General features: G+C 59.7%; 10 protein-coding genes and 1 pseudogene. 8 read left to right on the top strand and 3 right to left on the bottom strand.

Annotated elements, in window-relative coordinates:
* The 8 genes and pseudogenes from AWB82_RS35695 to AWB82_RS37830 form a co-directional block, all read left to right on the top strand.
* Window positions 1-477 (top strand): annotated as a pseudogene (locus tag AWB82_RS35695) (TraI domain-containing protein); the annotation flags it as partial.
* Complete coding sequence (gene traD, locus AWB82_RS35690) at window positions 474-2,345, top strand: conjugative transfer system coupling protein TraD (RefSeq protein WP_086973968.1); 1,872 nt, start codon at window positions 474-476, stop codon at window positions 2,343-2,345. The pseudogene AWB82_RS35695 and the gene traD, both read left to right, overlap by 4 nt.
* Before the next feature lie 9 nt (window positions 2,346-2,354).
* Window positions 2,355-2,873: a hypothetical protein gene (locus AWB82_RS35685; RefSeq protein WP_086973967.1), complete on the top strand. Its 519-nt coding sequence runs from the start codon at window positions 2,355-2,357 to the stop codon at window positions 2,871-2,873.
* Window positions 2,830-3,084: a hypothetical protein gene (locus AWB82_RS35680; protein ID WP_086973966.1), complete on the top strand. Its 255-nt coding sequence runs from the start codon at window positions 2,830-2,832 to the stop codon at window positions 3,082-3,084. The genes AWB82_RS35685 and AWB82_RS35680 overlap by 44 nt, the downstream gene beginning before the upstream one ends.
* Entirely contained in the window at window positions 3,077-3,691 is a 615-nt protein-coding gene (locus AWB82_RS35675; protein ID WP_086973965.1) for a DUF4400 domain-containing protein, read from the top strand. Before AWB82_RS35680 ends, AWB82_RS35675 begins: the two co-directional genes overlap by 8 nt.
* A 423-nt stretch (window positions 3,692-4,114) precedes the next feature.
* Window positions 4,115-4,951, top strand: a complete 837-nt coding sequence (locus AWB82_RS35670; protein ID WP_086973964.1) for an ATPase — start codon at window positions 4,115-4,117, stop codon at window positions 4,949-4,951.
* Between the two features lie 9 nt (window positions 4,952-4,960).
* Entirely contained in the window at window positions 4,961-6,685 is a 1,725-nt protein-coding gene (locus tag AWB82_RS35665; RefSeq protein ID WP_086973963.1) for an ATP-dependent helicase, read from the top strand.
* 586 nt (window positions 6,686-7,271) lie between these two features.
* Window positions 7,272-7,424: a hypothetical protein gene (locus AWB82_RS37830; RefSeq protein ID WP_159462660.1), complete on the top strand. Its 153-nt coding sequence runs from the start codon at window positions 7,272-7,274 to the stop codon at window positions 7,422-7,424.
* A gap of 374 nt (window positions 7,425-7,798) precedes the next feature.
* Here the strand turns inward: AWB82_RS37830 and AWB82_RS35655 are convergent, their stop codons facing one another.
* From AWB82_RS35655 to AWB82_RS35650, 3 genes are all read right to left on the bottom strand, one after another.
* The gene (locus AWB82_RS35655; RefSeq protein WP_086973961.1) at window positions 7,799-8,251 is read right to left on the bottom strand and encodes a bactofilin family protein; all 453 of its coding nucleotides are present in this window, start codon (window positions 8,249-8,251) and stop codon (window positions 7,799-7,801) included.
* A gap of 11 nt (window positions 8,252-8,262) precedes the next feature.
* The gene (locus tag AWB82_RS37480) at window positions 8,263-9,120 is read right to left on the bottom strand and encodes a hypothetical protein (RefSeq protein WP_143756980.1); all 858 of its coding nucleotides are present in this window, start codon (window positions 9,118-9,120) and stop codon (window positions 8,263-8,265) included.
* Between the two features lie 81 nt (window positions 9,121-9,201).
* Window positions 9,202-9,807 (bottom strand): DUF1845 domain-containing protein, encoded by a 606-nt coding sequence (locus AWB82_RS35650; protein WP_086973960.1) that lies wholly within the window; start codon window positions 9,805-9,807, stop codon window positions 9,202-9,204.
* Window positions 9,808-10,099 lie beyond the last annotated feature (292 nt).

Here is a 10,099-nt window from a genome sequence, read left to right as displayed (position 1 = left end):
GGTTCAAGTGGCGAACCAGGTCAAGCGCACGCAGCGCCCAGGGCTGGCCCCCAGCTCTCGCAACCGTTGCTCGACGCCTTAGCGGCGGCTGCCGTTCAGCCGAGACCGGTAACTCACGATGCGGCGACGCGGCCTGCGGCGATTGATCCGGCTGCGGCTGGCGCGCAGTCCCGCCGCACCGTACCGGCAACAGGCCCGACAGATGAACAATTGAACGAAATCCTGGGTCCGGGTGCCTCCATGATGAAGGAATTTTTCAAGGCGCTCGCGGGCGACGTGGCTTCCGGAAAAGCGAAAGTGGCCTGGGAGGAAAAGGGACTCGCCGTGCAAAAGCGTCTGGTGGGCGCATATGGCATGACGAGCGACACGCTGGTGGAACAACTCAAGAAGCGCAGCCTGCTCCTGCGCGCGCATGGCAACGATATCTGCATCGTCGAACGCGCCGGCAGGCTTATCTCGGAGCGCCCTGCCGCATGAAGTACGTCAATCACTTCCGCCCGATCTACGAATTCCGACCGTTCCTCCTCTGGCCGGTGCTGATTGTTGGCATCCTGGCATCGGGGATGCCATACGGCTGGACGTTCGCGCTGGTGGGCGCATTCATCCTGCTGATCCGCGGCTTTCAGGTCTGGAAGGCGCTGAGTTTCCGCATGGCGATCTCGACCAAGTGGCTGAGCAAGATCCATATCGACAGGCTGCTCGCGACGCAAAAGCTCATGAAGCAGCAAGCGGACTCGATGTATCTCGGCACGGGGTTCGAGTGGACGCAGAAGCACACTCAGATTGCACACGAAATCCTTCGGATGCCGGTGACCGACATCCCGTCGCTGCCCAAGTGGCTGCCGAAAACTGAAGCTGGCCGAAAAGTTGAGACTCGTATCGAGCAACTGTTTGGCCCCCGCGACAGCGTCCGTGACCGTATGCCCCAAGGCTCGTCGTGGATTCATGGCATGGAGCCGAAAAAAGTCCGTGTTCCGTTTCACTACAAGGCGATGGGCGGACACACGCTCGTTGGTGGAACGACTGGCGCGGGCAAGACTCGCACATACGAAGTCATCTCGACGCAAGTCATTCACAACCCGAATGACGTCCTCATCATCGTCGATCCTAAAAACGACGACGAATGGAAAAAGCGGGTAGAGAAGGAATGCGCGCGCGCCGGGCGAAAGTTCCTGTACTTCAATCAGGCCAAGCCGAACGAGTCGATCCGCCTCAACCCGCTCGAGAACTGGTCTCAACCCTCCGAAATTCCTTCTCGGATCGCGCAGTTGATGGAGGAGGGGCCGTTTCGCGATTTCGCCTTCCTGTTCATTGACCGCGCGGTTAAGGGCGAGCTGTATGTTGGTGACAAGCCGAACCTCCGCTCAATCCTGAAGTATGCGCAGTCTGGCATCGGGACCTTGATGGAACGGTGCCTTCGTCGCTTTTTCGTTCAGAACGGCCTGACGAACTGGGAAGAACTCACTGTCGCGGCGACGGTCAAGGATGCGCAGCGCCGCAACGACGTCTCGCTCGCCGACGGCATGGCCAGGCTCTACCTTGAGCGGTTTGCGGCCCACGATCGCGGTCACGAAACCATTGACGGACTGATTGCGACGCACACGCACGACCGCGAGCACTACATGCGCATCATAGCGTCCGCCTTGCCGCTGCTGCAGATGCTCGCGACCGGAGAGACCGGCTTGATGCTGGCGCCAAAGGCCGACGACTTCGAGGACGAGCGCGAGATCTGGGACATCGACAAGATCATCAAACAGAAGGCGGTCCTTTACATGGGCCTCGATTCGCTGTCGAACAACATTGTGCAAAAGGCGATCGCCTCGATGGCGCTGTCCGATGTCGCTGCCGTGTGCGGTGCGATCTACAACTTTTACGCGGTGAAGCCCGACGTCGTCCTCATCATCGACGAGATTGCCGAGGCCATCAACGAACAGGTGATCCAGATCCTGAACAAAGGGCGCGGGGCCGGCTTCAAAGCGTTCGTTGCGTTCCAGGCACGCGCCGACCTTGAAGCGAAACTCGGAAACGCAGCAAAAATGCTGCAGGTTTTGGGCAATCTCAACAACCAGTGCTGCTTACGCTTGGAAGATAGCGACACCGCTAAGTGGTTCTCGGACAAAGTCGGTGAGACAGCGATTCGGGTGGTCAACATCTCGAATAGCACCAACACAACGACCGAGGCCCATGCGCTCGAATTCAGTGGCTCGCAGTCGCGCTCGATCCAACTGGAGAAGGTGCCGCTGATTCCTGTGAAGCTGCTTCACAGCTTGCCGAATTTGCAGTACTTCATGCGCATCTCAGGGGGTGCCGTGTATCAGGGTCGAATTCCTATCATCGAAGGCTAATTACATACTATGTCTGCTGCATACAAAAACATCGTTCGCGACCACAAGCTTTCGCACAGGCTCCTGCAGGTCTTCAACGTGGCACCTGACCTGGAGCTTGCGTGTTCGCGAGTGGCCGATTTTGTCGGTGAGCGGTTTATGGGGGACAAAGGGCCTCTGGCTGCTGAGATGATCGAATCAGCGCTCGACGGCTACAAACGCGCGAAACGAAAGGGCGAGCCGCACATCGCCTTCATGCAAGGGTTGTTCGAACCCGCAAAGACGCTTTACGCGCGCCGTTACGTGGCGCGTCATGGCGACAAAATCGCGGTGTGGTGCCCGATGGTCGAGGCCATCCCCGCCTTTGAGGCGCGACACTCCGAGTATCAGTTGGAGATGGTCGACGAGCGCTGCCCGGACGAGATTACCGAGCGCACCGCTGCGTTTCAGCTCGCCGCACGCGTGCTTCATGGCGAAACCTTTCGCCGTTACTTCGAGGAATACGATGTCGCTCACCGTTACGATAATAGCGAAGCTGTCGGGAGTTAGTTACGAGGCGGCCAAGCGCGCATGCGATGTGGCCGCGGCATTTGATGGCGAAGTTCACGACGGTGTGCCCGATGAGTTCAGCTACGGCGCGGGCGCCCGCTGCTACGCGCTTGCGACGATCGCTGAGACGCGGGCAATGCTGTTCTGGGTCGGCCTCGCTGCAATCGCGGCGGTCCCGGTGCTCGCCCTAGTGAAGGTGCTGCATGGCTAGCCGGTTCGGATCGCACCTAAAAGTTTGGTTCTTGTTGGTTCCGGTGCTCGCGATCGCCGTCATGCCTGCGATTCCCGAGCGTAGCCTCTTTGAGGTGCCGGAAGCCGAGTCACGTTCGTTGGTTGCGTCTGTTGGGCAGATCCGGGCAGACGATGCCGTACGTCGCGCCAACGAGATGTTTCGCCACGCGTTCGTCGACAATGGGCTGCTGCATCGTACGCTTAACGCTTCGGGAAAGGTCGGCGGCTTGGACGACGGCGGATCTTCGAGCTTCGCTCACACGTGGACGGAAAATTTCTGGCTGCTCGTCTACCGGATGATGTTTCGTGCGATGGTGATGAAGATGTGGATCGTCGGCACCTTGCTGTTCGCGCTCGGAATGTTCGTTGACGGCACCGCCCGCCGAAAGATCAAAGCGTCGGCCGCTGGCTTCGTGAGTCCTCTGTCGTTTCATCTTGCGGGGCACGGTTTGCTCATCGTCGCCGGAACGCTTTTCGGTGTGCTGGTTGTGCCGATTCCCGTGTTGGCCGGTTACTGGGTCGACGTCGCAGCGCTGCTCGGCGCACTCCTGTGGAAGGCGGCCGAATCCTTCCAGTCGTTTAGATAGAAGTCTTCAGGCGCGTGGGCGGGGAAAGAGATACGTTTTCATATCTCTTTCCCCGGATCGGCGAGTATCATGATATTTCCTGCGTCGCCGGAAATTAGCAATCAGCCCGCGTGGTGGCGAAGTTCCAACCAAGTCTCCCTCATCCCCGCTTGCCCGCTCGATAGGCGGTGTGAACCCGTAGCGCCCCCTCTGCGCGCGCGAAGTCTTCAGTCCTTGTTTCGGTTACCGGCCCCGTCTGGAGTAGACGCAGACATGCGCACGCGCGGCTACCTCTCCTTTTGTCCTAAAAGGCGCTCGAAATAGCCATCGTTTCAGGCGTTCCTGGGCGCATCCGCCCGCAACAATGGAAGCATAGGCAGCGCGTGCGCGCGCCTGGATCCCAACGACGAAACCGGACCGATGCGTCCAGATAGGAGAGGCGTAATGAGCACTGTGGTCGAACCCGGCAGTGAAGAAAAGGTCGCGCTGAGCGCACTTGAACAAGGCACCGTCGAGGCTCCGCTCACGACCGACGGCGCGGACGACGGCGAGCTCGAGCGTGAGTTGACGCAGATGGAGGCGGACGCGGACCGCCTTCAGAAGGAAGGCGTGATATCCACCGACGACGCCGAGATGAAGCGGGCGGAAGTCGCGAAGACACGCAAGCTATTCCGCGACCTGCCTGCGGCCGAGCGTATCGCGATCATTAAGCGCCGCCGCGAAATCGGCCGTCAGTTGCTCGATCGCCAGCTTTCCGGCGCGGCAGTCGTGACTGCTCGCGTGCGTCTGAACCATACGCGCCTGAGACCCTTGTTCGAACAGTGGTGGCCGTACATTAACCGCATGAGCATCAACATGCAGCGCTTCGGCCGCTCGACATTCGGCGAGAACGACAAGGAAGTGGTCAACAGCGCACTCGAAAAGCTGCTCGCGGGCATCGAGAGCTACGTCGACGAGCAACTGCGCGTGGCCGAAGGCTTCCGCCAGCAGAAGGAAGCCGAGCTCCGTGCGAACAAGGAATTCGTGTTTGAGCCGACGATCCCGATGCCAGCGATGGACATCGAGGTCGAGGCTTACTCGCGCTTCTCCATGCGCGTGCTCAGCGCCATCATGAAGTTCGATCGGGCAATGGATCACTTTGACTTCATGGTGTGGAACGGCATCCGTGACCAATCCGATGTTGATGACGAAGCGGTCAACTTCCTCAAGCGCTTCAACCCGCTCGGGATCCGCGGTTACATGACGCACCTGAAGCTGATGACGACGGTACGCGGCAACTAAGGAGGCGCAATGCTGGACGAACTCAATCCCCAGCAACGGGAAGTCGCCCAGTTGCGCCAGCATTGCGTGGCGATCGCGTGCCCCGGCGCAGGCAAAACGAAAACGATCGCCACGAAAGCAGCCCTGCTGCTGCAAGACAGCGCCGCGACGGTGGGCGCCGTTACCTTCTCCAAGGACGCCGCGCTCGAGTTGCGCGAGCGCATCCTGGTCGCCGCCGGCGAGTCAGTGAAAAAGCGCCTGATCGCGGGCACCTTCCATTCTCTTGCGTTCAAGCAACTCAAGCGCCCCGGCGCGCGTGCGCTCGATATCGCCTCCGACGGTGACAGGCTCGGGCTGCTCATCCGCGTGATGCAGGAACTCGGTCGTGACGGGAAAGCTGAAGACGTCATCCCAACGATCGAGAAGATCAAGACCAATTTCGGCCGGTGCGAACCGAACACCGACGACGGCGAGCTGTACCATGCCTATCAAGACGCGCTCGCTCGCAACGGCAAGATCGACTTTCAGGACATGCTGCGTCTGGCGGTCGAAGGGATGGAGCAAGGCACTATCGCCCCATACGCGTTCACCTATCTGCTCGTTGACGAGTTTCAGGATACAGACCCGTTGCAGTACCGCTGGATCGAACTCCACGCGCAGGCAGGCTCGATCGTGACGGTTGTCGGCGACGATGATCAGAGCATCTACGCGTTCCGCGAGGCGCTCGGCTATCGGGGCATGGAATCGTTCATCCAGTCGTTCGCCGCAAAGCCGGTCGTCCTTGGGAGCAACTACCGCTGCCGCGCAGAGATCCTCGGTGCGGCCGACCTGGTGATTCGCAATAACGTGGACCGGATCGCCAAGGTGCTGCGTGCCGAAAAAGGGGCGGGCGGGAGCGTGCGCACGTTCCGCCATCAGGACGAATACGAGGAGGCGACGGCCGCCGTCGAGGTTCTCGGACCATTGCTGGCGAAAGGGCAGTCCTGCGCCATCCTCGCGCGCACCAACCGCATCCTTGATCCGCTGGAGTCTGTTTGCCGCTCGCATGGCATCAAGTACTACCGCGCGTCAGGTGCCTCGGTGCTCAGCCGCCCGGAAGGTGCGCTAATGTGCAACCTGCTAGAGATCGTCGAGCGCATCAAGGACACCGGTCTCGATGCAGTCCTCGCGCACCTCGGACTGACCGCCCAGCAGCTACGCGCTCTTCACGCCGATATGGGACCGGAACTGACGCAAAAGGGCCGAGCGGAGCTCGTCGAACTTGGGTTGCCGGAGGACGTCGCGACGAACTATCGGGAGTTCATGAAGCGACTGGCTGAATGGCAAAGCCTGTGCGATCGCAAGTTCTATTCGTTGACGCTTTCGGGCGTAGCCGAATGGATGTTGAAATACGCGAAGAAGGATTCCGCGATCCGCGCAATTCAAGCAACGAATGACGTCCTGTCGCGCTTATCAGGCAGCTTCGCCGAACGGCTCTTGTTCTTGCGTCAGGACAACAACGAGCCGACGCCCGGGGCCCTGATCCTCACGACAATGCACAGCTCGAAAGGACTCGAGTGGGATCATGTCTGGATCGCGCGCAGTGAGGAGACCATCGTGCCTGATCCAAAATCCACGGAGCCGGAGGAGCGGCGCCTCTTTTACGTGGCGATGACGCGTGCCCGCGAATCGCTCATGATCTCCGGCACATCGAAAAACTTCGAATCACGCTTCGTCGCTGAGGCGCAGCTAACTCCAGTCGCTGTCGTCGCCTGAACCGCAGCATGCGCCTTTAGGCTTCGAACATACGCCAAAAAAGCTGATTTATAGACCGCTGCCGTCAAATCGGTCAGCGGCAAGGCGAAATATCGCCTATACCATTGACTGGTATCGCGATCCGTGAGGAACACGTCATGTCGGTATTCCACCACGTCCTCGGTCTATGGTTAGCGCCAGACTTTTCAGCCGTCGAACGGGGCGAGATGGCGCCCCCACACGTTGATTACAGCTCACTCGACACGCGCGACGTCGCCAGAACGCTTTCGGAGTTTAATGATTGCGGCGAAGACGTCTCATCCGCGTTCCTAATGATGCGGTCGACCAGGTCACCGTTCAATTCAGATTGGCAGGACGCTTGGCAGGAAGTCCCCAGTGCGAAGACTTCGCGGCCGAACTGCTGAACTTGGCCGAACGCTCGGACGATTTGGACATACGCCCTAACTGGGCGGCGCTACACGCACTTCCGAACAGGCGACATGCCCCGCCTCCCGTGTTGCTCATGTTCGTGGTCAGCGGGGAATTCGAATCAGTCATGGTGTGGTCGAACCAGTTAAGGATGCGATTCGGCATACGAGCAGCGGACATGCTGAAGGTGATAACGGGTGACATTGAAGATGCTGATCATGAAGGCCATCTGCCGGCCGGCATCTCGACGTACCTGGGCCGAGCCTTCGGGATTCCATACATGCGCGAATGCGTTGTGACTGGGCTCGCCAGTTTCCCGGTGCCGTGCTGATCGTCAGCGGTTTCGGTACCGGTGTCCGCACCTGACGCGTGCGTTCGCTTGGACCAAAGAAAAAGCCCGCTCAAAAGCGGGCTGAAGTTTTAGCGGCGATCGATCAACTTTTTGGTTGCAATGCACGCTTGTACGCTCCCACGGACCGGTACGCCGGTCGATTCCAATGCGGCGTGCCAAAGGGCATCGATTGACTGTTCACGAGCAGCCCTGTGTCAAGCATGCAGAAGCAGCGGCCCTCGAATGCAGCCTCTTGCGCTGCCGGTTCCCACGTCATGGTGAGAAAGTCGAAGATTGGTTCAATGGCTTTCACGGTTGCGTTGGCAGGGAGTAGTCAACCCGTTATCGGCAAATCATCAGCGGGATGAAGTCGATTACGCCATTGCTCGTGAAATCTCGGTCACGTTCGATTCGCTGTGACCCACACCGGCGGTTTCGGATGAGCGTGGAGCGGCGATCGAGGCTTGCTCCTGTTCCGATTCCGCCTCGATCGTAAGCATTCTTGCGACGCGCTTGAGCGTGCCGTTAAGCGCTGCGCGCGGGCCGAGACGGATGGTGCCGCCGTAAAAGATGTCGCCTGACACGTGCCCGTTGATTTCGAGCGAGCCACGGGCGTGGACGTCACCGTCGACGCGACCGTCGATGCGTACGTGTTCGCCTTGTGCCATCCCCTTGACGAGGCCACCTTCGCCGATGTGGAGAAGACCTTGGGTCGAGATGATGCCGCCGTCGAGCAAGCCGAAGCACGAGATGCCGTGATCCACGACCATGTCGCCGGTGATCGCGCAGCCGCGCGCAATAAGCGTGATGTTGAGTTCGGTTTTCATGGTGTCGATTCCTAGAACATTTGCACTTCGTTTGCCCCGGCCGGGCTAGCAGACGCTGGCTTTTTCGTTGCTGCCGACACTTCCTCGCTGTCACCTGAATGCTCTTCGCGGGAGCGCGAGTGATGGCGGTAGCTGTGCGTGCGAGCAGCCGCGGCGCTGGAAGACGACGCGTGGTCGTCCGCTGTGTGCGGTTGAGGAACGGTCTGGTTCAGCGCCGTAGTGGCCGCAGCGGGTGCAGAGGTGGCGGCGACTGCTGCCGTCGTCGGTTTTGAAGCTTGGCGGCCCGCTTCGGGCTCGCCACGTGTTTGATGGATCGGCGAAGCGGCGGCTCGTTGCTCGTCGTTGGGTAAGGAAGCCGTGGGCTTCGCAGTCGAGACGCTCGCCGTTTGACCACCAGTGCTCCCCAGCGAATTCTTGAACTGGTCAGCCGTCAGGCCGATAGGAGCTGCAGGGGCAACGTCCCTCCCGGTGAGCATCGGTGCCAACGCGACTGGATGAGCCGGCGCTGCATCGACCGGTCGCGTCGCTACGGCGTGCGGAGTCTCCTCCGTTCCTTCGCGCACACCTGTATCGGATTGTGCCGGAGCGGCCGTCACATTCGACTTGTGGGCGGGCGCTTGGCTGACCGACTTGTACAACGACGCCGCTCCCATTCCCGCCGTGCCGACGACGGCGGCAATCGCAACGGCTATCAGGCTTCGGCGAACAATCGGCGCTGCCTTCGGTAAGCGCACTTTGATTGCTGGCTGCTTGTCCGAGGCCGTTACATCTGCTGGTGCAGGGAGTGCTGCAATCTGCCGAGGCAGATCGATCGTCATTGAATCCGGTGCGAACTGAGAGTGCAGTCGTTGAATCTCGCGTAAGTCCATGCGTTGACCTCTTTCTATTGTGTTTAGTCGAGCGTCGCCGGCGCGACCGACGGTGATTCCGTCGATGCGAAGTTGAAGGCGTCAGTGTTCAGTGTGGTCGCTGGGGCCAGACAGCAGAACGCCCTCGGGCGCGAAACAATCGTTGTCCGGGATGCAGAGGTAGCCGATCTTGCTGATGCGGGCCTCGCCAGCTTCAAGAGCGCGTTGTCGGCTCTCGGCGCTAACAGCGCGAGCAAGCAGAGCGCCCATCGTTTTCAGGAAAAGCTGGTCGTAGATAGTGAGCAGACGCACGAGCCGACCCGACATCGCGTGTTTGATCTGCAATGTCACCATTTCCGGATAAACGACCGTCTGGCGCTTTGGCAGCGCGTCTGCCCACACCATTGCTTTCTTGAACCACGCCTCGGCAGTTCGAAACTCCGACTCGATCGCGAGTAATTTGCCGCCGCGAGCAACGGTCATCTTCGCCGCAGCAAAGTTGAAGTCCCCGCGCAGGAACTCACGCGCAAACCGTGAGTGATACGGCAGTTCGGTCTGAGCGAGCGTGTCGCCATTGATCCGAGCCAAACGGCTATCGCCGGTAAGCCTTTGAAGGGGGCGTAGCCCGCTCTCTCTGGCGTTGTCGCTCGTGAGTGGTGCTGTGCGTTTTGATTTTTCTTCGGGCACTTCCATATCGGTAACGGACATATTCGTACTCGGTCTTCTATGTTCTCTCTGACACAGGATTTTCATTGTTTAGGCAAACGTCAAGGAGGCGAAAGCGATACGAATTTCGTGAGCTTTTCACCGCACACATGCGTCAAATACCCGGATACTCAACTCCATTCCCCGCGTCACTGACGCATCGACCTCGACTCCAAGCCCGGAGTCCATCTTTTTTCTGCAAGTCGTGCCCGCCTCGCGCGTTGGCATGCGCCGACCGGATAGCTACCGGTGTGGAAATCTTCCTTGTGCTGAGTGTGCTCGCTACACACTCCCC

Source organism: Caballeronia glebae, from assembly GCF_001545035.1.
Classification (GTDB): domain Bacteria; phylum Pseudomonadota; class Gammaproteobacteria; order Burkholderiales; family Burkholderiaceae; genus Caballeronia; species Caballeronia glebae.
This window is presented reverse-complemented; position numbering and strand designations above follow the sequence as displayed.

What these genes read in the sequence shown, in the direction of transcription:
- traD (WP_086973968.1), top strand. Translation starts at nt 474, where the DNA reads ATGAAGTACGTCAATCACTTCCGCCCGATCTACGAATTCCGACCGTTC.
- AWB82_RS35685 (WP_086973967.1), top strand. Translation starts at nt 2,355, where the DNA reads ATGTCTGCTGCATACAAAAACATCGTTCGCGACCACAAGCTTTCGCAC.
- AWB82_RS35680 (WP_086973966.1), top strand. Translation starts at nt 2,830, where the DNA reads ATGTCGCTCACCGTTACGATAATAGCGAAGCTGTCGGGAGTTAGTTAC.
- AWB82_RS35675 (WP_086973965.1), top strand. Translation starts at nt 3,077, where the DNA reads ATGGCTAGCCGGTTCGGATCGCACCTAAAAGTTTGGTTCTTGTTGGTT.
- AWB82_RS35670 (WP_086973964.1), top strand. Translation starts at nt 4,115, where the DNA reads ATGAGCACTGTGGTCGAACCCGGCAGTGAAGAAAAGGTCGCGCTGAGC.
- AWB82_RS35665 (WP_086973963.1), top strand. Translation starts at nt 4,961, where the DNA reads ATGCTGGACGAACTCAATCCCCAGCAACGGGAAGTCGCCCAGTTGCGC.
- AWB82_RS37830 (WP_159462660.1), top strand. Translation starts at nt 7,272, where the DNA reads ATGCTGAAGGTGATAACGGGTGACATTGAAGATGCTGATCATGAAGGC.
- AWB82_RS35655 (WP_086973961.1), bottom strand. Translation starts at nt 8,251, where the DNA reads ATGAAAACCGAACTCAACATCACGCTTATTGCGCGCGGCTGCGCGATC.
- AWB82_RS37480 (WP_143756980.1), bottom strand. Translation starts at nt 9,120, where the DNA reads ATGGACTTACGCGAGATTCAACGACTGCACTCTCAGTTCGCACCGGAT.
- AWB82_RS35650 (WP_086973960.1), bottom strand. Translation starts at nt 9,807, where the DNA reads ATGTCCGTTACCGATATGGAAGTGCCCGAAGAAAAATCAAAACGCACA.